This is a genomic window from Paracoccus sp. UBA889 (assembly GCA_002294185.1).
In the GTDB taxonomy this organism is placed as follows: domain Bacteria; phylum Pseudomonadota; class Alphaproteobacteria; order Rhodobacterales; family Rhodobacteraceae; genus Paracoccus.
The window spans coordinates 1-25,097 of sequence record DBFD01000018.1 but is presented as its reverse complement, the minus strand read 5'-3'; the positions used below and the strand labels follow the sequence as shown (position 1 = coordinate 25,097).

21 protein-coding genes are annotated in these 25,097 nt (G+C 64.7%); 17 read left to right on the top strand and 4 right to left on the bottom strand.

Annotated elements, in window-relative coordinates:
• Window positions 1–28: 28 nt before the first annotated feature.
• Window positions 29–523, top strand: a complete 495-nt coding sequence (locus tag B4L36_RS02715; RefSeq protein WP_292951976.1) for a helix-turn-helix transcriptional regulator — start codon at window positions 29–31, stop codon at window positions 521–523.
• A 2-nt stretch (window positions 524–525) separates the two neighbouring features.
• Here B4L36_RS02715 and B4L36_RS02710 read toward each other — a convergent pair whose 3' ends face one another.
• Window positions 526–1,338 carry an IclR family transcriptional regulator gene (locus B4L36_RS02710; protein WP_292951973.1) on the bottom strand — a complete coding sequence of 271 codons (813 nt, stop codon included), beginning with the start codon at window positions 1,336–1,338 and terminating at the stop codon, window positions 526–528.
• Window positions 1,339–1,436: 98 nt separating this feature from the next.
• Between B4L36_RS02710 and B4L36_RS02705 the strand changes: the two genes are divergently transcribed.
• The 8 genes from B4L36_RS02705 to B4L36_RS02670 all read left to right on the top strand — a co-directional run bounded on the left by B4L36_RS02705 (window position 1,437) and on the right by B4L36_RS02670 (window position 10,987).
• The gene (locus B4L36_RS02705; RefSeq protein WP_292951970.1) at window positions 1,437–2,348 is read left to right on the top strand and encodes a polysaccharide deacetylase family protein; all 912 of its coding nucleotides are present in this window, start codon (window positions 1,437–1,439) and stop codon (window positions 2,346–2,348) included.
• Between the two features lie 102 nt (window positions 2,349–2,450).
• A complete protein-coding gene (locus B4L36_RS02700; protein WP_292951967.1) occupies window positions 2,451–3,956 on the top strand; it encodes an ABC transporter substrate-binding protein in 1,506 nt (501 codons plus the stop codon).
• Between the two features lie 21 nt (window positions 3,957–3,977).
• Window positions 3,978–4,898 carry an ABC transporter permease gene (locus B4L36_RS02695; protein WP_292951964.1) on the top strand — a complete coding sequence of 307 codons (921 nt, stop codon included), beginning with the start codon at window positions 3,978–3,980 and terminating at the stop codon, window positions 4,896–4,898.
• Between the two features lie 10 nt (window positions 4,899–4,908).
• A complete protein-coding gene (locus tag B4L36_RS02690) occupies window positions 4,909–5,775 on the top strand; it encodes an ABC transporter permease (RefSeq protein WP_292951961.1) in 867 nt (288 codons plus the stop codon).
• A gap of 12 nt (window positions 5,776–5,787) precedes the next feature.
• The gene (locus B4L36_RS02685; RefSeq protein WP_292951958.1) at window positions 5,788–6,567 is read left to right on the top strand and encodes an SDR family NAD(P)-dependent oxidoreductase; all 780 of its coding nucleotides are present in this window, start codon (window positions 5,788–5,790) and stop codon (window positions 6,565–6,567) included.
• Complete coding sequence (locus tag B4L36_RS02680; RefSeq protein ID WP_292951955.1) at window positions 6,564–7,583, top strand: ABC transporter ATP-binding protein; 1,020 nt, start codon at window positions 6,564–6,566, stop codon at window positions 7,581–7,583. The genes B4L36_RS02685 and B4L36_RS02680 overlap by 4 nt, the downstream gene beginning before the upstream one ends.
• A complete protein-coding gene (locus tag B4L36_RS02675) occupies window positions 7,580–8,572 on the top strand; it encodes an ABC transporter ATP-binding protein (protein WP_292951952.1) in 993 nt (330 codons plus the stop codon). The genes B4L36_RS02680 and B4L36_RS02675 overlap by 4 nt, the downstream gene beginning before the upstream one ends.
• A 30-nt stretch (window positions 8,573–8,602) precedes the next feature.
• The gene (locus B4L36_RS02670) at window positions 8,603–10,987 is read left to right on the top strand and encodes a penicillin acylase family protein (RefSeq protein WP_292951949.1); all 2,385 of its coding nucleotides are present in this window, start codon (window positions 8,603–8,605) and stop codon (window positions 10,985–10,987) included.
• Between the two features lie 22 nt (window positions 10,988–11,009).
• Here B4L36_RS02670 and argE read toward each other — a convergent pair whose 3' ends face one another.
• Both argE and B4L36_RS02660 read right to left on the bottom strand, forming a co-directional pair.
• On the bottom strand, window positions 11,010–12,182 hold the full coding sequence (gene argE / locus B4L36_RS02665; protein WP_292951946.1) for an acetylornithine deacetylase: 1,173 nt from the start codon (window positions 12,180–12,182) through the stop codon (window positions 11,010–11,012).
• A gap of 14 nt (window positions 12,183–12,196) precedes the next feature.
• A complete protein-coding gene (locus tag B4L36_RS02660) occupies window positions 12,197–13,153 on the bottom strand; it encodes a LysR substrate-binding domain-containing protein (RefSeq protein WP_292951943.1) in 957 nt (318 codons plus the stop codon).
• A gap of 147 nt (window positions 13,154–13,300) precedes the next feature.
• Between B4L36_RS02660 and B4L36_RS02655 the strand changes: the two genes are divergently transcribed.
• The 6 genes from B4L36_RS02655 to B4L36_RS02630 all read left to right on the top strand — a co-directional run bounded on the left by B4L36_RS02655 (window position 13,301) and on the right by B4L36_RS02630 (window position 20,286).
• Window positions 13,301–14,902, top strand: coding sequence for an ABC transporter substrate-binding protein (locus tag B4L36_RS02655; RefSeq protein WP_292951940.1), 1,602 nt, complete (start codon window positions 13,301–13,303; stop codon window positions 14,900–14,902).
• 73 nt (window positions 14,903–14,975) lie between these two features.
• Window positions 14,976–15,953: an ABC transporter permease gene (locus B4L36_RS02650; RefSeq protein WP_292951937.1), complete on the top strand. Its 978-nt coding sequence runs from the start codon at window positions 14,976–14,978 to the stop codon at window positions 15,951–15,953.
• Complete coding sequence (locus B4L36_RS02645; protein WP_292951934.1) at window positions 15,950–16,861, top strand: ABC transporter permease; 912 nt, start codon at window positions 15,950–15,952, stop codon at window positions 16,859–16,861. The genes B4L36_RS02650 and B4L36_RS02645 overlap by 4 nt, the downstream gene beginning before the upstream one ends.
• On the top strand, window positions 16,858–17,844 hold the full coding sequence (locus B4L36_RS02640; RefSeq protein WP_292951931.1) for an ABC transporter ATP-binding protein: 987 nt from the start codon (window positions 16,858–16,860) through the stop codon (window positions 17,842–17,844). The genes B4L36_RS02645 and B4L36_RS02640 overlap by 4 nt, the downstream gene beginning before the upstream one ends.
• Window positions 17,841–18,845 (top strand): ABC transporter ATP-binding protein, encoded by a 1,005-nt coding sequence (locus tag B4L36_RS02635; protein ID WP_292951928.1) that lies wholly within the window; start codon window positions 17,841–17,843, stop codon window positions 18,843–18,845. The genes B4L36_RS02640 and B4L36_RS02635 overlap by 4 nt, the downstream gene beginning before the upstream one ends.
• A gap of 25 nt (window positions 18,846–18,870) precedes the next feature.
• Entirely contained in the window at window positions 18,871–20,286 is a 1,416-nt protein-coding gene (locus B4L36_RS02630; RefSeq protein ID WP_292951924.1) for a M20 family metallopeptidase, read from the top strand.
• Between the two features lie 79 nt (window positions 20,287–20,365).
• Here B4L36_RS02630 and B4L36_RS02625 read toward each other — a convergent pair whose 3' ends face one another.
• Window positions 20,366–21,376 carry a LysR family transcriptional regulator gene (locus B4L36_RS02625; protein WP_292951921.1) on the bottom strand — a complete coding sequence of 337 codons (1,011 nt, stop codon included), beginning with the start codon at window positions 21,374–21,376 and terminating at the stop codon, window positions 20,366–20,368.
• 281 nt (window positions 21,377–21,657) lie between these two features.
• On the opposite strand from B4L36_RS02625, the gene B4L36_RS02620 reads away from it, so the two are divergent.
• Together B4L36_RS02620 and purU are read left to right on the top strand one after the other, a co-directional pair.
• The gene (locus tag B4L36_RS02620; RefSeq protein WP_292951918.1) at window positions 21,658–24,078 is read left to right on the top strand and encodes a GcvT family protein; all 2,421 of its coding nucleotides are present in this window, start codon (window positions 21,658–21,660) and stop codon (window positions 24,076–24,078) included.
• Between the two features lie 113 nt (window positions 24,079–24,191).
• Window positions 24,192–25,097, top strand: a complete 906-nt coding sequence (gene purU / locus B4L36_RS02615) for a formyltetrahydrofolate deformylase (RefSeq protein WP_292952046.1) — start codon at window positions 24,192–24,194, stop codon at window positions 25,095–25,097.

Genomic DNA, 25,097 nt, shown 5'->3' with positions numbered 1-25,097 from the left:
GCGATCCAGAAACGACAAACGGCGGGCGGTGACGCTCGCCGTGATCATTCTGTTGCAGGCGCTGAGCGCGGCGTTCTTCTTCAGCGATGTCGTCTCTGATTTCAAGGAAGACACCTATCTCAGCGAAGCCCATTTCTACATGGAGGCGGTTGCTTCTGTCGTCTTGATCGCCGGTGTCGTCTTTCTGATGATCGAACTGCGGGCGGTCATGAGCCGCATGGAAGAATTGGACCGCGGCCTGCGCGGCGCGCGCGGCGAGATGGCGCAGATAATCGATGCCTTCTTCGAGGAATGGAATCTGACGCCATCGGAAAAGGATGTGGGACTGCTCATTCTCAAGGGGTTCGACAATGAGGCGATAGCAGAGTTTCGCGGCACCGCGACCGGAACCATCCGGGCGCAATCGACGCGCATCTATTCGAAGGCAGGCGTGGAAAGCCGCGCACAATTGTTCAGCGTCTTTCTTGAAGAACTTCTGGCCGGAGAGGATCGCCTGGTCGAAGCGAAATCAGAGGCCCGATAGCCTCAGCGATCATCACCTGAATTTCCCTGCTCCATGGATGCGGCCTGCACCGTCGCGGCTGTGACCAGCGCCGTCTGAATCTTTCGGCCGGCCTCCTGCAACATCGCCAAGAGAACGCGCTCGCGGCCCAGGTATCGCGTGCTGGGCATTCCCAGGTTCAGCGCGGCAACTACCCTGCCGCTCGCGCCGCGAAGGGGAATGGCGATGCCGGTCGATCCGGTGACGAACTCGCCATCATTCACGGCATGACCCTGCCGCCGGACCTGATGCAGCAAATCGCGCAGGACGGCCGGCCGGGTTTCGGTGCGCGGCGTATAGCCGAGCATGGTCACCCGCGCGAAATAGGCGTTCACGACCTTGCCCGGCGCATAGGCCAGCAGCACGCGGCCGCTGGCGGTGCAATGGGGCGTGATCGCCGCGTCGATATGGACATCATAGCGCACCGGATTGCGGCTCACGACTTTCGACAGCCGCCTGATTTCGCCGCCCGCCGTCAGGATCGACAGGATCACCGTCTCGTCGCTGTGATCGCGCAGTCGCATCATCACGGGCATCGCTGCATGGACAAGCGCGTTCTCGTTGCGGCGAAACGGAAAACCGTGCCGGCTTTCCTCGACCAGAACGAACCGGCCGTCGGTGCCCTGATGGACATGACCGCGCGCGACAAGCGTGTGAAGAAGTGCGTGCAAGCTGCTGCCGGGCAGCGACATGTCACGCGAAACCCGTGCCAGGCCGACAGGCTCCCGGCAATTTGCGAGATAGGCGATGAGGTCCAGGACCCGACCGGCGCTTTTCACTTCCTTATTCACATACATGAATGAAACCGCGATTTAGCCGCTTGTCCAGATCCCAGTCGGGGCTAGGGTCGAAGTCAGGATGAATGCGCCGAAGCGCCCTGTGACGGGAGATGGCAATGGCCGGAGATTCGACCGATCCCTGGACCTGGCCCGAGGAAACCTGGCGCCGGAAGGCAGGTCAGGCGGCCGCCGGGCGGTCACTGCGGCCCGAAACGTGGAAAGACGGCGCGACATGGGCCGTCGCATTGTCTTTCGACAGCGATCACGAGACGTTCGAATTGCGCAACGGCGGAAATTCGGTCGGTCGCATGTCGCAGGGCGCCTATGGCGCAAGGCGAGGCATCGAACGGATCCTGCGCGTGCTGGATCGGGCCTCGGTCCCGGCATCCTTCTTCATGCCCGCCGTTGCCGGCCTGCTGCATCCCGACGAGGTGCAGGCAGTCACCGGTGCCGGGCACGAAATGGCGATCCACAGCTGGATCCACGAGATGAACTCCCGACTCGATCATGCGACCGAGCGAGAGCTGTCGCTGCGCGCGGCCGACGCGCTGGAACGGCTGACGGGAACGCGGCCTGTCGGAATGCGGACGGCGTCGTGGGATTTCAGTCCCCATACCCTGTCGATCATCCGCGAGATGGGTTTGCTCTATGATTCCTCGCTGATGGCCGATGACGACCCCTACGAGATCCTGGATGGCGATGAGGCGACCGGGATCGTCGAGGTTCCGGTGGAATGGATCCGCGACGACGCGCCCTATATGGCGATGGACCGGATGAGCCATGCCCGCCCCTATGCCGGCCCGGCGATGGTGCTGGAGATCCTGCTTCGGGAAATGGAGCTGGCGCAGACCGAAGGCGGTCTGTTCCAGGTGACGATGCACCCTCATCATATCGGCCACCGCTCGCGTATCTTCGTGCTCGAAGAGGTCATCCGGGCCGTGCAGGCAAAGGGCGGTGCCTGGGTGGCCACCCATGCCGAGATCGCCCGCTATTGCGCCCGGGAGGCCGGGCTGACCGGCTCGACCTGAGCGCAAGCGGCGGACAGCGAAGGAAAAGACAGAACCGGGGCTACATCCGGCAAGACCAAAAAGACCAACAAGAAACACCGACCAACCAACAGAGAGGACGCCATGAGACCGAGACTTTCAGTAAGGCTTCTTGCCTCGACATTGCTGGCCGCGGTGCTTGCCGCCGGACCGGCGCTGGCCCAGACCAAGGAATTGCTGACGATCGACCTGCCGGGCGATCCGGCGACGCTTGATCCGCACCTGCAGTGGAACACCGACAGCTATTCCGTCTATCGGAACATCTTCGACAACCTCGTGACACGGAACGCCGAAGGCGAGATCGTCCCGCAGATCGCGACCGGCTGGACGCAGGACGACGACACGACCCTGACCTTCACCATCCGCGACGACGTCGCCTTTCATGACGGCACGTCCCTGACGGCCGAGGACGTGGCCTATTCGATCAATCGGATCATCGATCCCGACCTGAACAGCCCGCAGCTGTCGCAGTTCAACCAGATCGAGAGGGCCGAAGCGATTGATCCGACCACCGTCAGGATCACCACAAAGTCGCCCTATCCCGCGCTTCTGGCGCAACTCGTCAAGCTTTCGATCGTGCCCAAGGCCTATGTCGAGGCGGTCGGGGACGAAGAATTCAACCTGAAGCCCATGGGCAGCGGCCCCTACAAGCTGACCGCCTGGCGGAAGGGCGTCGAGACCGAACTGGAAGCTTTCGCCGATTACTGGGGCGGCCAGCCACCGTTCGAGCGGGTGCTGTTCCGTGCCGTGCCCGATGTCTCGACGCGGATTGCCGATCTCAAGACCGGCCAGGCCGACCTGATCCGCGACGTGCCGCCGGATCAGGCATCCAGCGTCGACGGGGCAAGCGGCGTGAAGCTGCTGTCGGTGCCGACCGAACGGGTCGGATATCTCTATATCAACGCGCAGGCCGGGCCGACGGAAGATGTGCGCGTGCGTCAGGCAATCGCCTATGCGCTGGACCGCCAGACCCTGATCGATGCGTTGCTGGAAGGCTATGCCTCGCCGGTCAACATTCTCGGGGCACCGCCGATCTTCGGCTATACCGACCAGATCGAAGGCTATCCCTATGATCCGGACAAGGCCAGGGCGCTGCTGCAAGAGGCCGGAGCCGAAGGCGCGACGCTCGAATTCCTCACGTCACCCTCGTATAATCAGGCGATGGTCCAGGCGATCCAGCAGATGCTTCAGGATGTCGGGCTTGATGTCTCGATCTCGTCCAGCGACCAGGCGACCTTCCTCAAGCGGCGGCAGGGCGATCCCGAGAATGCCGGATCATTGGCGATCGGGGCCTGGTCCTGCGCCTGTCAGGATGCCGACGGCATCATCTTCCCGCTGTTCCGCACCGGCAGCATCTGGGCCAAATATTCCAATCCGGCATTCGACGAGGCGGTGGATGCCGCCCGTTCGACGCTGGACGAGGCAAAACGCAAGGCCGAATACGAAACCGCCTACCAGATCCTGCGCGAAGACGTGCCTGGACTGGGCCTCTATCAGGTCTATGCGCTCTATGGCGCCAGCGAACGGCTGCAGTGGCAGCCGACCGCAAACGAGTCGATGTTCGTCATGGACATGAGCTGGTCCGAATAGCAGCCAGGGGACATCAGGGCCATGCTGCGCTACATCGTCAATCGCCTGTTGCAGGCGGTCATCGCGATCTTCGGCGTCCTCACCATCGTCTTCGTCGTGATGCACCTGTCGGGCGATCCGACCCTTCTGCTGGTCCCGCAGGATGCATCGGCCGAGGTGATCGCCAACCTGCGGCGTCAGCTGGGGTTCGATCGGCCGATCGGCGTGCAATATCTGGATTACCTGGGCGATCTTCTGCGTCTCGATTTCGGAACGTCCGTCGTGCAGCGCGTCCCGGTATCGCAGATCGTCGCCGCGCGCGTTCCCTATACAATCGAACTGGCCGCAGGCGCCCTTGCGGTCGCCTTGGGCCTTGGCATTCCGATCGGCGTGGTCATGGCGACCCGGCGTGGCGGCTGGATCGAACGCGGCCTGACCGCGGTGGTTGTGACCGGTCAGAGCGTGCCGACCTTCCTGTCCGGCATCCTGCTGATCGCGATTTTCGGCGTGCTGCTGCGCTGGCTGCCGACCTCGGGCACGGGCAGCATTTCGGCCCTTGTCATGCCGTCGATTGCTCTTGGTTCCGTGTCGATGGCGACGTTTGCACGGATGACGCGCATCGCGATCCTCGACGAACTGGGCAAGGATTACGTGCGTGCCGCGACGGCGCGGGGAATGCGGATGGATCAGACCATCCTCCGGCACGTGCTTCGAAATGCGTCAATCCCGCTCATCACCATCACGGCGCTCGAGATCGGCAATCTGCTGGCAGGCGCCGTGATCATCGAAACCGTCTTCGCATGGCCCGGCATCGGCCTGCTGGCCATCCAGTCGATCCAGGCGCGGGACTTTCTGGTCGTCCAGATGATCGTGTTGCTGATTTCGGTGGTCTACGTGCTGACAAGCGTGCTGGCCGACCTCATCTACGGCTTCGTCGATCCGCGTATCAGGCTGATGCGGTAGGAGCAGCGACATGGCAATCATCACCTTCCCCCTTCCCCGGCCGCGCCTGCCGCAGATGCCGCTATCGGTCGTCCTGGTCGCGATTCTGTTCGTCGTGATCGTGGTGCTGGCCGTGCTGGCACCCTGGATCGCGCCGCAAGATCCCAACGATCAAAGCCTTCTCGCGCGGCTCCGGCCGCCGGGCTACACCTATCGCGACGTCACTTATCTTCTGGGAACGGACGATCTGGGTCGCGACCTGCTGTCCCGCGTGCTTTACGGTGCCCGCATCTCGCTTGCCGTGTCGGTCCTGTCGGTCGCGGTGTCCACGGTCGTGGGCGTGTCGCTGGGAATGGTGGCCGGCTGGTATCGCGGCTGGGTCGAGACCCTCATCATGCGCGCCGTGGACATCATGATGTCGATCCCGGCGATCCTGCTGGCCGTCCTGACCGTGGCGGTGCTGGGGCCGGGCTTCATCAAGCTGGTGCTGGTCCTGGGACTGACCCGCTGGCCACGCTACACCCGCGTGGCATTCGGTCAGACGCTGACCGTCGCGGGACTTCCGTTCATCCGCGCATCCGAATTGGCGGGTGCAGGCGCCGGGCGCATTCTGATCCACCACATCCTGCCGAACATCGCCGGTCCCATCCTGATCGTCGCAACGGCCGAATTCGGCCTCATGATCCTGTTCGAGAGCGGCCTTTCCTTCCTGGGCCTCGGCATCCAGCCGCCAACCCCGTCATGGGGGTCGATCATGAGCGTCGGACGCCAATATCTGGAACGGGCTCCGTGGATCGTCTTCGTGCCGGGCGCCTGCCTTTTCCTGCTCGTCTTTTCCGTCAACGTGCTGGGGGACTGGCTGCGCGACTGGATCGATCCGCGCTCCCGGTCCCGCTGAAGGAGAATATCCATGAACATCGACTTTGCCGACAAACGCCTTGTCCTGACCGGCGCCGCGGGCATCTTCGGGCGACGCATCGCCAGGTATTTCGCGCAACGTGGCGCAAGACTGTGCCTGTCGGATCGCCGCGCCGATGCGCTGCATTCCATGGTCGCCGATCTGGAACCGGATCCGTCCCGCATTCTGGTCCACGAGACCGAACTGACACGGCAAGCCTCGATGGACGAACTGGTCGCCATGGTCGCTCGCGAATGGGGCGCGCCGGATATCCTGGTCAGCAATGCGGGCATCTATACGCGTTTCGACCTGATGCAGATGGACCTTTCGGACTGGGATCTGGTGATGGACGTGAATGTCCGCGCCCCCTTCTATCTTGGGCGTGAAATGGCCAAGCTGATGATAGCGGAAGGCGTGAAAGGCAGCATCATCGACATTTCGTCGGGCGCGGCGCGGCAGATGAACACCACCGGCGCGCCCTATTGCATCTCGAAAACGGCAGTGGACCGGTTGTCCAAGGGCCTGGCGCTGGCATGTGCGCAGCACGGCATTCGCGTCAACGTGGTCGAGCCCGGCTTTGCCCAGGGCAGCGAAGTCAGCCATCTGGACCGGGACTATGTCGCGCGGATGCTGGAACGGATCCCCCTGGGACGCGAGAGCGGCCCCGAGGACGCGCCGGCGGCGATCGCCTTTCTCTGCTCGGAGGCGGCCGGATTCATCACCGGTGCCACGCTCAGCGTCGATGGCGGCAACTCGATCGGCACCTATCAGCGGCCACGGGCGCCGGAATGAGCGACGGGACCGGCAGCGACGGGGCCCGCACCCTGACGGCAGAGGGCCTGAGCGTCGAGATCGGCGGCGCCCGGGTCGTCGACGATGTCTCTTTCATCGTGCGGCCGGGGCGGGTCATGGCGCTGGTCGGCGAATCGGGTTGTGGCAAATCGCTGACCGCCTATGCCATCCTGGGTCTGCTGCCGCCCGCCGCGCGGCTGGCTGGCGGACGCATAAGGCTGGGCGACACCGAATTGTTGGCTCTGTCCAACAGGTCGCTGCGCCACATTCGCGGCCGCGAGATTGCGATCATCTTCCAGGAGCCTTCCGCCTCGCTCGACCCTCTCACGACGATCGGCAGCCAGGTGGCAGAGGCCTACCGGTTGCATCACGATGTCGGCCGGGCCGAGGCGATGGCCAAGGCGCGCGACATGCTGGCCGATGTCGGCATTTCCGATCCGGACCGGCGTCTGCATCAATATCCGTTCGAACTGTCGGGGGGCATGTGCCAGCGGGTGATGATCTCGATCGCGCTGATCAACAGCCCCAAGGTGCTGGTCGCGGACGAACCGACGACGGCGCTGGACGTGACCATCCAGGCGCAGATCCTGGACCTGATGAAGAAGCTGGTGGCCGAGCATCACACCTCGATCGTGTTTATCACCCATGACATGGGGGTGGTCGCCGATATCGCCGATGAGGTTGCGGTGATGTATGCCGGCCGGATTGCCGAGATCGCGCCGGTGCAGGCGCTGTTCTCGTCGCCCAGGCATCCCTATTCCGCCTTGCTGCTGGCAAGCGTGCCCAGGCTGGATGCGGCGGCCAAGGCCGAGTTGCCGACCATCGAGGGGACGGTGCCGACGGCCGAGGAATTCGGGCCGGGCTGTCGGTTCGCCGATCGCTGTCCGCTTGCCGACCAGCAATGCAGAACGGAACAGCCGCCGCTGTTCGATTGCGGCACCGGACACCGCGCCGCCTGCTGGCACATCGACCGGATCGGCGAATTGTCGAAACAGGGCACCAGGGTGACGGCATGAGCGACGGGGAAAGGGCCGGATCGCCGGTGCTGGAGCTGCACGACGTCGCCGTATATTTCGGCGGACGCAAAGGACTGCTGGACCGCGAACGCCCGGTGATCCGCGCCGTGAACGGCGTTTCCCTGACGATCGGCCGCGCAGAGACGGTGGCGCTGGTCGGCGAATCCGGCTGCGGCAAATCGACCCTCTCGAACGCCATCGTCGGTCTGGAGCCGGTGCAGCCCGGCGGCAGCATCCGCATCGGCGGCGACGAGGTGACGGGCGCCTCGCGGCGTGCCTTGCGCGACATCCGCCGTCGGGTGCAGATGATCTTTCAGGATCCGGCCCTGTCCCTGGATCCCCGCGCGACCATCGGCGCCGCCATCGCAGAGCCTTTGCTGGTGCGCGGCGTGGCCCGCGGCGCGGCCTTGAAGGCGCGCGTGGCCCGGCTTCTGCGTCAGGTCGGACTGCGTCCCGAATTCGCCAGCCGCTATCCGCATCAGTTCTCGGGTGGGCAGCGTCAGCGGGTGGTGATCGCCCGGGCGCTTGCGCTGGAGCCCGATCTGGTGATCTGCGACGAGCCGGTCAGCGCGCTGGACGTGTCGGTCAGGGCGCAGATCCTGAACCTGCTTGTGGAACTTCAGCGGCGGACCGGCGTGTCCTACCTGTTCGTCAGCCACGATCTGGGCGTCGTGCGCCACATCGCCGATCGCGTGGTGGTCATGTATCTGGGACGTTTCGTCGAAATCGCCGAGCGCGAGACCTTCTTTGCCAAAGCCCATCACCCCTATACCCGCGCGCTGATGTCGGCCGTGCCCGAGCCGGATCCCGTTCTGCAGCGCGGCAAGGAGCGGTTTCCGTTGCACGGCGAACTGCCAAGTCCGGCGAAAATTCCAAGGGGCTGCGCCTTTCATACCCGTTGCCCGCTGGCCACCGAAATCTGTTCGCAGTCCCGGCCCGAGCTGACACCGCGTCCTGACGGCGCTTTCGTCGCCTGCCATCACGTCTGAGCGGACCGAGACAGCGAGAAAGCCCGACCCATGCCTGAAACCCCTTCTGACACGAATCCCGGGACCGCGCCCGAGACATTCGTCCTGCACGGCCTTGAAGGACCGGCCGAGATCCGCGTCGATCGATGGGGCATCGCCCATATCGAGGCGGGCAGCCTTCACGATGTATTCTTCCTTCAGGGCTGGAACGCGGCACGCGACCGCCTGTGGCAGATCGACCTGTGGCGCAAGCGCGGGCTTGGCCTGCTGGCCGCCGATTTCGGTCCGGGGTATCTTGCACAGGATCATGCCGCGCGACATTTCCTCTATCGCGGCGACATGGACGCGGAATGGGCGGCCTATGGCGACGGGACGCGGGACATCTGCGCAGCCTTCGTCGCGGGCATCAATGCCTGGATCGCACTGACCCGGGTCGAGCCCGATCGCCTGCCGCCGGAATTCGCGCTGCTGGGAACCCGTCCCGCAAGCTGGGAACCGGAAGACGTTGTGCGGATCCGCAGCCACGCGCTGGTCCACAACGCATTGTCCGAGATCCTCCGCGCGCAGGTTCTAGGCAGGGCCGATGCCGAAACCGATCGGCTGCGCGCCGATCTGGAACCCCCGGTCGATCCGGGATCCCTGACCGGTCCGGATCCCCGCGATGTGCCCCTTGCGGCCTGCGAACTCTACAAGCTCGGGACCGCGCCGGTCAGCTTCGAACCCGCGCGGCTGCAAGCGACGCTGGACGAGGCGCCAAGCTGGTCGCGCGTGACCGCCCAGGCCGAGGTGGTGCGCCGGCTTGCCGACGAGGGCTCGAACAACTGGGCGGTGCATGGCGAGCGAACCGAAACGGGCCGGCCGATCCTTGCAAGCGATCCTCACCGAACCCAGGCCGTGCCATCGCTTCGCTATCTCGTTCACCTGCGCGCGCCGGGCCTGGACGTGATCGGGGCGGGCGAACCCGCCGTGCCGGGCGTGTCGATAGGCCATAATCAGGATCTGGCCTTCGGGCTGACGATCTTCCGGGCCGATCAGGAAGACGTCTATGTCTACGAGACCGATCCTGCCGATCCCGATCGCTACCGCTACGGCGGCGGGTGGGAAAGCGTGGTGCGCGTCGATGAACGCTTCGCGGTCAAGGGCTGTCCCGATCAGCATCTTGCCCTTTCCTTCACCCGCCACGGACCGATCCTGCACCAGGACCACCGGCGCCGGCGGCTTGTGGCGATCCGGTCGGTCTGGGCCGAACCGGGAAGCGCCGCCTATCTGGGCAGCCTGTCCTATCTTCGCGCCGATACGGTCGATGCCTTTGCGCGATCGTTGTCGCATTGGGGCAGCCCGGCGGTGAACCATGTCGCGGCAGACACGAAAGGCGATATCGGCTGGTTCACGGCCGGTTTGGTGCCATTGCGCGCCAACTGGCCCGGAATCCTGCCGGTTCCCGGCGATGGCAGATACGAATGGCAGGGGTTTCGGGATGCCGCCGCGCTGCCACGGGCAAAGAACCCGGCCGGGGGTTTCGTGGCCTCGGCCAACGAGATGAACCTGCCGAAATCGTTTCTCGCGAAGGGCGCGCCTTCGATCGGGCACGAATGGGCCGATGGCAGCCGTGCCCGCCGCATCAGACAAACCCTGTCCGAACAGACGCGCCATGGGCTTGCCGATTCCGCGGCCCTTCAGACCGACGTCCTGTCCCTGATCGCGAAACGCCTATGCGCCTGTCTCGAGAATCTCCCGGCGACCGGCGACACCGGCGCTGCCCTTCGATTGCTTTCGGGATGGAATTCCTGTCTGACGGCCCAGAGCGCGCCGGCGGCGCTGTTCGAATTGTGGTGGATGACCCACCTTCGCCCCGGCATCCTTGGCCGCTTCGCGCCCGATCCGGATCTGCGGCGGCTTCTGCTGCCGGGCGACCTTGACCGCCTGGTCGTGCTGATCGAGACGCCCGAGCCTGCCTGGAGCACGGAAGATCGCGACGCGCTTCTGACCCGAACACTCGCCGCGGCCTGGGCCGATTGTGCGACGCGGCTTGGACCCGATCCCGCCGCTTGGGCCTGGAGCCGTCTGCATCAGGCGCTGATGCGTCACGCCGCAAGCCCATTGCGCGGAAATGCCGAATGGGATGTCGGACCGCATGGCGTGGGCGGCTCTCAGTCCACCGTCATGAACATGGCCTATCGGCCGGAGGACTTTTCGGTCACCTCCGGCGCCTCGGTCCGGCTGGTGATGGATGTGGGAGACTGGGATCGCAGCCTGTGTCTGAACTATCCCGGCCAATCCGGCGACCCGCGTTCGCGGCACTACGCCGACCTGGCCGAGACATGGGCGGCATCGGACCATGTGCCCTTCCTCTACTCGCCGGATGCGATCAGCAAGGCCACGGCACGGCTGCTGCGGTTCAAACCGGCAACCAGCCCGGGACGATCTGCTGTCTGATCCGTCTTTCGGTAGCGGCCGGTCACCGCCAATCGCGTCCGATACGGGCCCAATCTGCAAGCTGCGCGAGAAAGGCGTCACAGGCGTCCAGTTGCGATTGTTCCACATATTCATCCGGCTTGTGCGCCTGCGTGATCGACCCCGGTCCGCAGATGATCGTCGGCACGCCCAGCATCTGGTCAAAGCGGCCGCCTTCGGTTCCGAAGGCGACCTTGGAATGTCCGTTGCTGCCCGTCAGGCTTTTGGCCAGCGTCACCACGGGCGCGTCGGGCGACGTGTCCAGCCCCGGAAACTGGGCATAGAGGTCGATCTCGATCCCGGCTTCGGGGGCGATACGCTGCATCGCGGCCTCCAGCTCGCGCGCGTAGTCGCGCAGTTCGTCGACAAGCGCATCGGCATCCTCGAAGGGCAGCACGCGGAATTCGCAATCGAAGACGCAGATGTCGGGCACGATGTTCAGCGCGGTGCCGCCGCGGATGATGCCGGTATGGGCGGTGCTGTGGGTGATGTCGTAGTCACGGTCGATACCGCCCCGCGCGGCCAGCCGGGCGGCGATGTCCTGCATCCGCACGATCAGCCGCGCGGCCTGGTCGATCGCGTTCACGCCCTGCGGCGCCAGCGAGGAATGACACCCCCGGCCCCGCACCGTCACCCGCATCGACCGCTTGGCCTTGTGGCCGGTGACCACCTGCATCAGCGTCGGCTCTCCGACGATGCACATGGCGGGGCGGATGTTTTCGGATTGCAGCATCTCCAGCAGGCCCACGACGCCGACGCAGCCGACCTCCTCGTCATAGGAAAACGCCAGATGCACGGGACGGGCCAGATCCCGCGCGACCAGGCCCGGCACGGCGGCCAGCGCGCAGGCCAGAAAGCCTTTCATGTCGCAGGATCCGCGCCCGTACAGCCTGCCGTCCCGCGCATCCAGCGTGAACGGATCGCTGGCCCAGTCCTGACCATCCACCGGCACCGTGTCCGTATGTCCCGACAGGATCACACCGGACCGGTCGGCGGGTCCGATGGTCGCCCACAGGTTGGCCTTCTGACCGGTCTCGTCCGGGATCGTGCGGCTCTCGACCCCATACGCGGATAGAAAGTCCCCCACATACCGGATCAGCGGCAGGTTCGAGACGCGGCTGGTCGTGTCGAAGGCGACAAGCTGCGCCAGGATATCGCGGCTGGACGGTGTGGACATCAGGATTTCCTTTGTCAGGTCGAATGCGGCGGCTTGGGGTAGGCGGCGCGGTCAAGGCTGACGCGGACCGCCTGCATGAAGGCCAGCGCCACCGACGAGGGCGCACGGCTGGAAGGCAGCAGAAAGTTCGTGCTGTAGGCGATGGCCGGTAGAAAGGGGCGCATGACGACATTCTCGCCCATCTGGTGGACCAGCGGGAACGGGTTCAGCAGCGACACGCCCAGGCCTTCGCGCACGAATTCGGTCACGGACACGTTGGTCGATGCCTCCATCACGCGGTTCAGGTGCAGGCCCGCCCGGTCGAACAGCCGGTCGATGGCGGCACGGCTGGAATGGCGGCGCGACAGGGCGATGAATGCCTCGTCGCGCAGGTCTTCGGGGCGAATCACCTCGAAGGAGGCAAGGTGGTGTTGCTTGGGCAGGATGCAGATCGCCTGCGTTTCCAGAAACAGCTCGCTGGTGATGCCTTCATGGGCCACGTTGCTGTCGGTCATCCCGACATCGAACCGACCCTCGGCGATGCCCGTCAGCAGGCTGTCGCTGGCCAGCACGTCAAAGGTGATCTGCAGGTCGGGGTTGCGCCGCTTGAAGGCTGCGATCCGGCTGGGAAGGAAGCGATGGGCGATCGTCGGCGGGGCGACGATGGACAGCGTGCCCGCATGGGCCGTTTCGGGCTGTGCCGCGTGATTGGCGATGCGCGCCAGCGTCTCGAAGACGGGCGTCAACTGCTCGTTGATCGACAAGGCCTCGACCGTGGGCACCAGCCGGCCGCCGGCGCGCATGAACAGCTGAAAACCCAGACGATCCTCGAGCTGCGCCAGCCGGCGGCTGACCGCGGATTGCGAGATGCCCAGCCTGCGTGCGGCGTTGATGGCCGTGCCGCCGCCGACCAGCGACTGCAAAACCTCGAGTTCGCGCAGGGTTATGCCGGCGCGGCGCTGGTCGGCATCGGCGGCGGTTTCGGGATCCATGTGCGACCTATTACAAAAACGCATTGATATTCCAGATTGACATCTGGTTATCGCATAATACCCTGTCCGCCAAGCAGGATTGCAACACCGGGGATCAACCCCGGACCGACAACCCCGACAGCAAACCCCAACAGGAAGGACATGACGATGAAAGCGCTGACCCTGCCATTGCTGGCCGGCATTGCCGTCGCCGGAATCGCGCCCGCCACGGCCCAGGAACTGACCATCGGCCTCAAGTCCGAGGCGACCTCGATGGACCCGCAATTCCATCAATTGTCGACCAATATCCAGGTCACAAAGAACATCTTCGAGGCGCTGACCACCCAGGATGCGGTGCAGAAGGTCACCCCCGGCCTGGCCGAAAGCTGGGAGGCGGTAGACGACACCACCTGGCGGTTCAAGCTGCGCCAGGGGGTCAAGTTCCACGACGGCAGCGACTTTACCGCCCGCGACGTGATCTATTCCTTCTGCCGGGTGCCGCTGGTGCAGAATTCGCCATCGGCCTACACGATCTATACTGCCGGCATCGCCGACATGCAGGCCGAAGACGATTATACGCTGACCATCAGGACCAAGGCCACCAACCCGCTTCTGCCCAGCGAAATGTGGAGTCTGGCGATCGTGTCGGCCAACGCCCTGGGCGCCGAAGACCAGGTGACCTATGGACCCGACGGCACCTGCGAGGGGATGGGCGATGTGCCCCAGGCGCCGGCCTTCAACGATCCCGGGATCGCCGTCGGCACCGGGCCCTACGTGCTGGACAATTATACCCGCGGCTCGGAAATGGTCGTGACGCGGTTCGACGATTACTGGGGCGGCACGCCCGATTGGGAACGGGTCGTGATGCGGCCGATCACAAGCGACGGGCCGCGCGTGGCCGCGCTGCTGGCCGGTGACGTGGAAATGATCGAATCGCCCCCGATCCAGGACATCCCCCGGATCGAGCAGGCGGGCTTCTCGGTCGTCGATGCCTTGTCCAACCGGATCATCTATCTGCACATGCTGCAGCAGGAAGATGCACCCGGCATCAGCGGCGCCGAGGGCAACCCGCTGCTGGATCCCCGCGTCCGCGAGGCGATTTCCCTGTCCATCAACCGCGAAGCCATCGCGGAACGGATCATGGGCGGCTATGCCCAGCCCGCCGGCGAATTGCTGCCGCCGCCGATGTTCGGCACCTCGGGCCGTCCGGTCGATGCCTATGACCCCGAACGCGCCAGGGAGCTGCTGGCCGAGGCCGGCTATCCCGACGGCTTCTCGATCACGCTCGGCACGCCGAACGACCGCTATATCAACGACGAACAGGTGGCCCAGGCGGTCGCCCAGATGATGTCCCGCATCGGCATCCAGACCCGCGTCGATGCCAGCACCGCCAGTCAGTTCTTCTCGCGCCGCAACGCGCTGGAATTCCCGATCTACATGGCCGGCTGGGGCGCGTCCTCGGGCGACATGTCCTCGCCGCTGAAATCGCTGGTGGCGACCTATGACCCCGAAACGGGCATGGGACCGACCAATGCCGGGCGCTATTCCAACCCGGACATGGACGCCCTGCTGATCGAGGCGATGTCGACCATCGACGACGAGAAACGCGACCAGATGCTGCAAGAGGCGGAAACCATGGTGCTGGACGATTACGGCATCATCCCGCTGCACTACGAACAGACCGTCTGGGCGATGAAGTCGGACCTGTCCTACGAACCCCGCGTGGATCAATATACCATGGCCACCGAGGTCAAGCCCGCCGCCAAGTGATCCGAACCGCCGGCCCCCCTGACGTGGGGTGCCGGTGCCGTTGCCGATTGCCGGCCCACCAGGGATCCAAGCCATGATCGTCTATCTTGTCCGCCGCCTTGGCCAGAGCCTGCTTGCCGTGATGGCAATGGCGGTGCTGGTATTCATCGGCGTCTATTTCATCGGCAATCCCGTCGATGTGCTGATCAACCCCGAGGCCAGCCAGGCCGACATCCTGGCCACGACCGAACGTCTGGGCCTGGACAAGCCCCTGTATCAGCAGTTCGGCATCTTCATCTGGAATGCCCTTCAGGGCGATCTGGGCACCTCGTTCGTCTATGGCCGCCCGGCGCTGGACATCATCCTGGATCGCCTGCCGGCGACGATGGAGCTGGCTCTGGTCGCGCTGATCCTGTCGGTGGGCATCGGCATCCCGCTGGGGGTCTGGGCCGGACTGCGCCCCCACAGCATCGCCGGGCGCACGATCATGGGCGGCTCGATCCTGGGTTTCTCGCTGCCGAACTTCTGGCAGGGGATGCTGCTGATCCTGGTCTTCGCCGTCATCCTGGGCTGGCTTCCCGCGGGCGGACGCGGCGAGACGACCGAATTCCTGGGCATGCAGGTCAGCTTCCTGACCTGGAACGGATTGTCGCACCTGATCCTGCCCGCGATCAATCTGGCGCTGTTCAAGATGTCGCTGATCATTCGCCTGGCCCGCGCCAACACGCGCGAGGTCTGCCTGCAGGATTACGTGAAATTCGCCCGCGCCAAGGGCCTGTCCGGCCGCCGCGTCGTGCTGGTCCATGTGCTGAAGAACATCATGATCCCCGTCGTCACCATCATCGGGCTCGAGCTGGGCTCGATGGTCGCCTTTGCCATCGTCACCGAAACCGTCTTTGCCTGGCCGGGCATGGGCAAGCTGCTGATCGACAGCATCAACCTGCTCGATCGTCCGGTCATCGTCGCCTACCTGATGCTGACGGTGCTGATCATCGTGGGCATCAACCTGGCCGTCGACGTGATCTATTCGCTCCTGGACCCGCGCATCCGCCTGTCGGAGATGAAGGGATGACCGACATCGCCAGCCCCGCCGCGCCGGTGCGCATCGACAGCCCGACCAGGCGCATCGTCAAGGAATTCCTCGAGGATCCCGTCGCCGTCATCGGGCTGATCCTGTTCATCCTGATCGCGCTGATCGCCCTCGCGGCGCCCTGGATCGCGCCGCAGAACCCCTATGACCTGGCCCAGCTGGACATCATGGACGGCGCCCTGCCGCCCGGCGAGGCCAGCTTCGGCACCGGCATGACCTATTGGCTGGGCACCGACCAGCAGGGGCGCGACATGCTGTCGGCCATCATGTACGGGCTGCGCGTCAGTCTGATGGTCGCGATGGTGTCGCTGGCGCTGGCGATCACCATCGGCACCATTGTCGGCGTCTCGGCCGCCTATTTCGGCGGCCGGCTGGACAGCATCATCATGCGGATCGTCGATCTTCAATTGTCCTTCCCGGCCATCCTGATCGCGCTGATCCTGCTGGCCTTGCTGGGGCGCGGCGTCGACAAGGTGATCCTGGCGCTGGTGATCGTGCAATGGGCCTATTACGCGCGCACGGTGCGCAGCTCGGCCATGGTCGAGCGGCGCAAGGATTATATCGATGCCGCGCGCTGCCTGGCGCTGTCCAATCCGCGCATCATGTTTCGCCACCTGCTGCCCAATTGCGTGCCGCCGCTGATCGTGGTGGCGACCGTCCAGATCGCGCAGGCCATCGCGCTGGAGGCGACGCTGTCCTTTCTGGGTGTGGGCGTGCCGATCACGGAACCCTCGCTGGGGCTGCTGATCGCGAACGGCTATGATTACCTGCTGTCGGGCAGCTACTGGATCAGCATCTTTCCGGGCATCGCGCTGGTGATGACGATCATCGCCATCAACCTTGTCGGCGATCGTCTGCGCGATGTCCTGAACCCGAGGTTGCAGAAATGACCGCCCTGCTGGATGTCCGGAACCTGCAGACGCATTTCTTCACCCGCGACGGCGTGGCCAAGGCGGTGGACGGGGTCAGCTTCTCGCTGGAACGCGGGCAGATCCTGGGCCTGGTGGGCGAATCGGGATCGGGCAAGTCGGTCACCGGCTTTTCGATCCTGGGGCTGGTCGATCCGCCGGGCCGCGTGACCGGCGGCCGGATCCTGTTCGATGGCGACGATCTTGTCGCCGGCGGCGAGGCTGCGCTGCGTCCCTTGCGCGGCAAGCGCATCGCGATGATCTTTCAGGATCCGATGATGACGCTGAACCCGGTATTGCGCATCGACACGCAGATGATCGAAACCGTGCGGGCCCATGACAGGGTCACCAAAGCCGAGGCGCTGCGCCGATCGCGAGAGGCGCTGGTGCAGGTTGGCATCTCGTCCCCCGACGAACGTCTGCAAGGCTATCCGCACCAGTTCTCGGGCGGGATGCGTCAGCGCGTGGCCATCGCCATCGCGCTGCTGCACAAGCCCGACCTGATCATCGCGGATGAACCGACCACGGCGCTGGACGTGACCATCCAGGCGCAGATCCTGTCCGAGGTGCAGGCCCTGTGCACGCAATCCGGGACGGCGCTGATCTGGATTACCCATGACCTGGCGGTGGTGTCGGGCCTCGCCGACCGGCTGGCCGTGATGTATGCCGGCCGCATCATCGAGGAAGGCCCCACGGCCGAGGTCATTTCCAACCCCCGCCATCCCTATACACGCGGGCTGATCGACAGCGTGCCGCAGGGCAAGCGTCACGGCGCGATGCTGACGCAGATCAAGGGCATGACCCCCTCGCTGCTGAACCTGCCCGAAGGGTGCAAGTTCGCCCCCCGCTGCCCGCGCGCCGATGCCGCCTGCCAGGTCGAGCCATCGCTGGACCCGGCCGGGGCGGATCGCAGCCTGCGCTGCCATCATCCCTATGCCGATGCGGACCAGAGGCTGACGTCGTGACCCAAGAGACCATCCTGACCATCGACAACGTGTCCAAACGGTTTACCAAGAATCTGGACATCGCCGAACGCACCGCCCGCAAGCTGGGCGCGAAGATCGCGCCGGTGACCGTCCATGCCGTTGACAATGTCAGCCTGGACATCCGCCGGGGCGAGGTTCTGGGTCTGGTCGGCGAATCCGGCTGCGGCAAGTCCACCCTGGGGCGGATGGTTGCGGGGCTGGACGCGCCCTCGGACGGACGCATCGTCTATAACGGACAGGACGTGGCCGGGCTGAAGGGCGCCGCCGCCCGCGATGCCGCGCTGAAGATCCAGATGATCTTTCAGGATCCGATGTCCTCGCTGAACCCGCGGATGCGGGTCCGCGACATCGTCGGAGAGGCGCCACGCGTCCACGGCATCGTGTCCAGGGACCGGGTGGATGCCTATGTCGAGGATATCCTGGACCAGGTGGGGCTGGATCCGACGACGGCCAAACGCTATCCGCATCAGTTTTCCGGCGGCCAGCGGGCGCGGGTCGGCATCGCCCGCGCGCTGGCGGTGCGGCCCGACTTCCTGGTCTGCGACGAATCCGTGGCGGCGCTGGACGTGTCGATCCAGGCGCAGGTGCTGAACCTGTTCGTGAAGCTGCGGCAGGATTACGACCTGACCTACCTGTTCGTCAGTCACGATCTGGGCGTGGTCGAACATGTCTCGGACCGGATCGCGGTGATGTATCTCGGCCGCCTCGTCGAACTGGGCGAGGCCGAGGCACTGATCGCCCGTCCGAATCACCCCTATACACAGGCGCTGATCAGCGAGATCCCGACATTCGAGACCGGCAAGCGCCGTTATCACGCCATCAAGGGCGAGATCCCCTCGCCCCTGGACCCGCCCAAGGGGTGCCATTTCCACCCCCGCTGCCCCCATGCCCATGACCGCTGCCGCACCGAGGTGCCGGCCCTGCGCGAGGTGGCGCCCGGCCGGATGTCGGCCTGCCACCTGAACGACCGGGCGGCCTGACGCCCCACTTCCAAGGAGATTTCAGTTGCGAAACGACAACCCGATCTGGCCTTTCGTCGATCAGAAGGCGGTGGATTTCACCGGCCTGGCCGATCGCGTCTTCGACACACCCGAACTGGCCTATGACGAGGTCAAGTCCTGCGCCGCGCACACGCAGATGCTGCGCGAGCAGGGTTTTCGCGTGACCCGGAATGTCGCCGGCATTCCCACCGCCGTGATGGGCGAGGCGGGCGAAGGCGGGCCGGTCATCGCGATCTTGGGCGAATACGACGCGCTGCCCGGCCTGTCGCAGGAACCCGGGCTGGCCCAGCCCCGGCAGATCGCCGATCACGGCTTCGGCCATGGCTGCGGGCACAACCTGCTGGGTTCGGCCGCATTGTCCGCAGCCACCGCCGTCAAGGATTGGCTGGAATCCGAAGGCATTGCCGGCCGCGTGCGCTATTACGGCTGTCCCGCCGAAGAAGGCGGCGCCGCCAAGACCTACATGGTCCGCGAGGGTCAGTTCGACGACGTCGATATCGCCATCACCTGGCACCCGGCCAGTTTCAACGCGGTCGACGACATGCGGTCGCTGGCCAATACCCGGATCGATTTCACCTTCCACGGCAAGGCGGCGCACGCGGCGGGCGCGCCTGAACTGGGGCGGTCCGCGCTGGATTCGGTCGAGCTGATGAACATCGGCGTCAACTACATGCGCGAACACATGCCGGATGCGGCGCGGGTGCATTACGCCTATCTGGACGCGGGCGGCATCGCGCCGAACGTCGTGCAGGCCAGGGCCACGGTGCGCCAACTGATCCGCAGCCCCAGCCTGGGCGGACTGTCGTCACTGGTCGAACGCGTGCGCGCCATCGCCGAGGGCGCGGCGCTGATGTCGGGAACCCGGGTAACCTCGCGCGTCTTTTCGGCGGTGTCGAACCTGACCGAGAACCGACCCCTGTCCGAGGCGATGCAGGCCGAGTTCGAGGCTCTGGGCCCCGTCCCCTTCGACGCCGAGGATGCAGTCTTTGCCAGCAGCATCCGCGAAAGCCTGTCGCGCGAAGACATTGCCGACACATTCGAACGTCTGGCGATGAAACCCGATTATGACATGGCGCTGTGCGATTTCATCGCGCCCCTGGACCGGCCCTTCATGGGCGGCATGGGCTCGACCGATGTGGGCGATGTCAGCTGGGCGGTCCCGACCGTCCAGGCGCGCGTGGCGACCTGCGCGGTGGGCACGGCGCTGCATAGCTGGCAGCAGACCGCGCAGGGCAAGGCGCCCGCCGCGCACAAGGGGATGCTGCACGCCGCCAAGGTGATGGCCGCGACCGCCCGCAGGGCGCTGACCGATCCGGCCCTGATCGCGGCGGCGAAAAAGGCCCATGAATCGCATCTGGCCGAATACCCCTATACCTGTCCGATTCCGCCCGAAACCAGGCCGCCCGTCGGCGAAGGCTGATGCATCGGTGCAAGCTTGTCCGGCCATGTGGACCTGGCGGGCAAGGTGCGCCGGCGGAAACTGCTGCTCTGGAACGGGATCAGACCAGCAATTCGTGACACACCTCTATCGAGCCGGTCATATGTGGCGCCATTCTGGCGAATTCCCGCACCGCCTCCTGTTGAAGCAGGGCGCGAAATTGTCTGGCCAGGGTTTCGGGTAGCGAACCCAGTTCATCCACCCGGTTGATCAGATAGATCTGCCGAGACAGCCCTGCAAAGGGAAGCGTCGACAGATCGATCTGGTCCTTGAACCGGCCAGCGTCGAGAATGCTGAGCGGTGTTGTCAGCGTCCAGCCGCCGGTGCGGGCAACGGTCGCAATGACCGACCTGCTGGCCTCGAAGGAAAACCGTCGCGGCGCGTAAAAGCCGATCCGCTTCAGATGCGTCGATACCATTCGACCCATCGGCATCGCTTCGGAATACTGCGCCAGCGGCAGGTCCGACAGCTGCGCGCGCCAGTCGAGATCTGCGGAATATGCCCCGCGCGCCGTCACCAGCACGAATTTCTCGCGCAGAATCTGAAGGATCTGAAACTGGTGCATGTTGGCGGGGATGCTGGCGGTAACGGCGATATCGGCCTCTCGCGAGATCAGCCGGGAGGTGACCTGATCGGAGCGGCCCGAAAAGGTGCAGATGAAGCAGCGCGGCAGTCTGGCTTGCAGGGACGCGGCCAGCGCAGGGGTCAGCGAGGCGTCCAGATCGTCGATGACCGCAAAGTCGAGACGGGGCAGACTGCCAAGGTCAAGCTCTGCCAACGCCTCTTCGGCAATCGAAACCGTGGCGAGAATCCGATGCGCGTGCAGGCTGAGAGCCTGACCCGCCGGTGTCAACGAGATCGGTTTTTGCGTCCGGTCGAACAGCTTGGCTCCGATGCCGTTTTCCATGGTCGTGATCTGCTGCGACACATTGGACTTGCTGAGCCCCAGGGCCCTGGCGGCCTCGGCCACCGAACGCGCCTGTTCCAGCGCGATGAAAACCCGCAGACCGCGCAGCGAAAGCCGGCCCGTGGCGTCGGCGGTGAGTTTTGGCCTGATGCGGTTGTCGGTCATGTCGCGGTCGATTTTCTCTCCGGCTCCGGGCGCGCGCACGGATGTCTTGCGGGTTGCGCCAGTCTCGATGCCCAGGGATGCGGCTGTGCCTCGTCAGCCGCGAGAATGCAGCATTCCCATCGGTTCGCAAGCCGGTCATGTCCCGGCAAGGCGCGAGCCCCGTTCGCAACCGACTGCGGTATCGTTCTGATTTCCTGAACATGGGGCATTGCGATTGACCCGAGGCAGGCCCGTCCCGTTCCCTGATTGCAGGTCAAGCTTCTGCAAGACGGAAAGTGGCGATGAAGAATCAGACGCGCGTGGTCGTTATCGGTGGGGGTATCGCGGGATGTTCGACGCTGTACCATCTGACACAAGAAGGATGGACCGATGTCGTGCTGGTCGAGCGCAATGAACTGACATCGGGCACGACCTGGCATTCCGCGGCGCAGGTGACCAATTTCGGCGCCACGCAGACCATGGTCGGGCTGAAGAGCCACTCGATCAGGCTCTACAAGGAACTGGCGGACGATCCCGAATATCCGATCAACTACCATCATGCCGATGGCGGCATAAGGCTGGCCAATACCGATCGGCAGATGGACGGCTATCGCCACTTCATCAGCGTCGCCAAGGGCATGGGCGTCGATTTCGAACTGATCGACGCCGAGGAATGCGGCCGCCGTCACCCGCTGATCTCGACCGACAACCTGCTGGGCGGTCTTTGGGATCCGCTGGACGGCGATATCGACCCGGCGCAGCTGTGTCAGGCCTTGGCTCGCCGGGCCCGTCGCGCCGGGGCCGAGGTTTATCGCAATACCCCGGTGACGGGGCTGACCCAGCATACCGATGACAGTTGGAGCGTCCATACCGAACAGGGCGACATCCGCTGCGAAATCGTCGTCAATGCCTGCGGCTATCGCGTGAACGAGGTCGGCGCGATGATGGGCGTTCATCACCCCGTCGCCTCCATGGAACACCAGTATTTCCTGACCGAGCCGATCCGGGCCATCGAGGAGGCCGGCCACCGTATGCCGCTGTTGCGCTGCCCGATCAGCGATTATTACTGCCGCCAGGAAAAGAACGGCCTGCTGGTCGGCTTCTACGAACAGGACTGCAAGACCTGGGGCATGGACGGGATCGACCCGAATTTCGTCAACGCGCTTTGCCCCGACGATCTGGATCGGGTGATGAGCGTGCTGGAAGGTGCCTTTGCGCGGATGCCGGCCCTGATGGAGACGGGAATCCATACCGTCGTCAACGGACCGATCACCTACACGATCGACGGCGCACCCCTGGTCGGACCCATTCCGGGGAAACGCAATGCGTTCTGCATCATCGGCTTGCGCGCCGGCTTGGGCGAAGGTGGTGGCCATGGCTGGCTGCTGGCGCAGCAGATCGTGCATGGCGAGGCCTGCTATGACACCTGGGGCATCGACCCGCGTCGCTTTGCCGGCCATGGCAATGTCGAACTGACCGCCCTGAAGGCGATCGAGGATTACCAGAACGAATTCCGCTTTCACTTTCCGCACGAGCATCGCCCGGCCGGCCGGCCGATCAAGACCACGCCCCTGACCCCCGTTCTGGCCGCCGAGGGGGCGGATTTCGGCGTCGTCAACGGCTGGGAGCGCATGGCCTATATCAAGCCCGGCCCGGATTTCGAGGAAACCTACAGTTTCCGGTTCAACGAAACCTTCGATGTGATCGGCGACGAAGTGAAGGCGGTTCAGACCGGCGTCGGCCTGACCGAGGTCAACGGCTTCAACCGGATCGAGATCACCGGTCCCGGCGCGCGCGACTGGCTGGACGGGATGATCTGCGGACGGATCGCCGGAAAGGTCGGCAAGGTCGGGCTGGGCTACCTGCTGAACGAGCATGGCCATGTAAAGGCCGAGGCGACGCTGGCCAATCTGGACGAGGATACGATCTGGTACGGATCGGCCGCCGCGTCGGAATTCCACGACATGGACTGGCTGCGGACACATTTGCCCGATGACGGGTCGGTGTCGCTGCGCTCGCTGACCAACGACTGGACCATCCTTGTTCTGGCCGGCCCGAAATCGCGCGACGTGCTGTCGGCGGTCGCGCGCGGCGACTGGTCGGCCCGTGCGTTTCCGTGGCTGTCCGTGCGCCGGGCCTTCGTCGGCATCGCCCCTGCGGTGGTGATGTCGGTCAGCTTCTCGGGCGAACTGGCCTACGAGATTCATGTCCCCAACAATCAGCTTCATGCCGCCTATCTCGCGCTGCGCAACGCCGGCAAGGTCCATGGCTTGCGGCTGTTCGGATCCCGCGCGGTCGAATCGATGCGCCTGGAAAAGGGCTATCGCCAATGGAAGGCGGATCTGATCACCGAATTCGGCCCGGTCGAAAGCGGACTGGATCGGTTCGTCAAGGCAGACAAGCCGAATTTCGTGGGCAAGGCCGCCCTGGAGGCGCAGATGGCGAAAGGTCCGCGTCGCAGGTTCGTCAGTCTGGTTATCGAATGCAGTCATGCCCCGGCCCATGGCGGCGACAGCATTCTGTCGAACGGCACCTGCATCGGCACGGTAACCTCGGGCGGCTGGGGATATCGGACCGGGAAGAACATCGCGATGGGCTTTGTCGATCCGGATTTCGCAGAGATCGGAACGCCGCTGTCGGTCGAGGTGATCGGCGAGGCCGTGGCCGCCTGCGTGGTCGACCCCTGTCTCCATGATCCACAGAACGAATTGATGCGCGCATGACCCAAGACCACGTGAAGGTTCTGGCGCCGGCGAAGCAGGCGATCGGCTGCAACGTCGGGGCCCGCATGAAAGCCGATGGATCCGGGGTCGATCCGGGCAGTGTGACGATGCCGATGGACGCGAAACCCGTGGCCACCCGATATTGCCTGACGGTTGCCTGCGCCTCCAGGCGCGGCATCGTCGCGGCCATCGCGGGCTATCTGGCCGATGCTGGCTGCAACATCACCGCAAGCGCGCAGTTCGACGATCCGCAGACCGGCCGGTTCTTCATGCGCGTCAGTTTCGTGCCCGAAACGGGCGCCACGCTTGAGCAGCTTGAAAAGGGCTTTGCCCATATTGCCGGGAAACTGGGGACCGATTTCCAGTTCCGCGACGAATCCCGCAAGATGAAGCTCGTGGTGATGGTCAGCCGGTTCGGCCACTGCCTGAACGACCTGCTGTATCGCTGGCGGATCGGGGCGCTGCCGGTCGATATCGTCGCCGTGGTGTCGAACCACATGGATTACCAGAAACTGGTGGTCAATCACGACATTCCTTTCCACTGCATCAGGGTGACACGGGAAAACAGGCCCGAGGCCGAGGCGCGGATCATGGCGGTGGTCGAGGAGACCGGCGCCGACCTGATCGTGCTGGCCCGCTACATGCAGATCCTGTCGGACGCGCTGTGCAAGAAGATGTCGGGTCGGATCATCAACATCCACCATTCGTTCCTGCCGTCCTTCAAGGGCGCCAACCCCTACAAGCAGGCGTATCAGCGCGGGGTGAAGCTGATCGGCGCGACCAGCCATTACGTGACCGCCGATCTGGATGAAGGCCCGATCATCGAACAGGACATCATCCGCGTGACCCATGCACAATCGGCCGAGGACTATGTCAGCCTGGGGCGCGATGTCGAAAGCCAGGTTCTGGCCCGCGCGATCCACGCCCACGCCACCCACCGCGTCTTCCCGAACAACAACAACAAGACCGTCGTCTTCCCGGCCTCGCCCGGAAGCCATAGCAGCGAACGCATGGGCTAG

Excerpts from the sequence above, each read along its gene's own strand:
- B4L36_RS02710 (WP_292951973.1), bottom strand. The coding sequence starts at position 1,338 with ATGTATGTGAATAAGGAAGTGAAAAGCGCCGGTCGGGTCCTGGACCTC.
- B4L36_RS02705 (WP_292951970.1), top strand. The coding sequence starts at position 1,437 with ATGGCCGGAGATTCGACCGATCCCTGGACCTGGCCCGAGGAAACCTGG.
- B4L36_RS02700 (WP_292951967.1), top strand. The coding sequence starts at position 2,451 with ATGAGACCGAGACTTTCAGTAAGGCTTCTTGCCTCGACATTGCTGGCC.
- B4L36_RS02695 (WP_292951964.1), top strand. The coding sequence starts at position 3,978 with ATGCTGCGCTACATCGTCAATCGCCTGTTGCAGGCGGTCATCGCGATC.
- B4L36_RS02690 (WP_292951961.1), top strand. The coding sequence starts at position 4,909 with ATGGCAATCATCACCTTCCCCCTTCCCCGGCCGCGCCTGCCGCAGATG.
- B4L36_RS02685 (WP_292951958.1), top strand. The coding sequence starts at position 5,788 with ATGAACATCGACTTTGCCGACAAACGCCTTGTCCTGACCGGCGCCGCG.
- B4L36_RS02680 (WP_292951955.1), top strand. The coding sequence starts at position 6,564 with ATGAGCGACGGGACCGGCAGCGACGGGGCCCGCACCCTGACGGCAGAG.
- B4L36_RS02675 (WP_292951952.1), top strand. The coding sequence starts at position 7,580 with ATGAGCGACGGGGAAAGGGCCGGATCGCCGGTGCTGGAGCTGCACGAC.
- B4L36_RS02670 (WP_292951949.1), top strand. The coding sequence starts at position 8,603 with ATGCCTGAAACCCCTTCTGACACGAATCCCGGGACCGCGCCCGAGACA.
- argE (WP_292951946.1), bottom strand. The coding sequence starts at position 12,182 with ATGTCCACACCGTCCAGCCGCGATATCCTGGCGCAGCTTGTCGCCTTC.
- B4L36_RS02660 (WP_292951943.1), bottom strand. The coding sequence starts at position 13,153 with ATGGATCCCGAAACCGCCGCCGATGCCGACCAGCGCCGCGCCGGCATA.
- B4L36_RS02655 (WP_292951940.1), top strand. The coding sequence starts at position 13,301 with ATGAAAGCGCTGACCCTGCCATTGCTGGCCGGCATTGCCGTCGCCGGA.
- B4L36_RS02650 (WP_292951937.1), top strand. The coding sequence starts at position 14,976 with ATGATCGTCTATCTTGTCCGCCGCCTTGGCCAGAGCCTGCTTGCCGTG.
- B4L36_RS02645 (WP_292951934.1), top strand. The coding sequence starts at position 15,950 with ATGACCGACATCGCCAGCCCCGCCGCGCCGGTGCGCATCGACAGCCCG.
- B4L36_RS02640 (WP_292951931.1), top strand. The coding sequence starts at position 16,858 with ATGACCGCCCTGCTGGATGTCCGGAACCTGCAGACGCATTTCTTCACC.
- B4L36_RS02625 (WP_292951921.1), bottom strand. The coding sequence starts at position 21,376 with ATGACCGACAACCGCATCAGGCCAAAACTCACCGCCGACGCCACGGGC.
- B4L36_RS02620 (WP_292951918.1), top strand. The coding sequence starts at position 21,658 with ATGAAGAATCAGACGCGCGTGGTCGTTATCGGTGGGGGTATCGCGGGA.
- purU (WP_292952046.1), top strand. The coding sequence starts at position 24,192 with ATGGACGCGAAACCCGTGGCCACCCGATATTGCCTGACGGTTGCCTGC.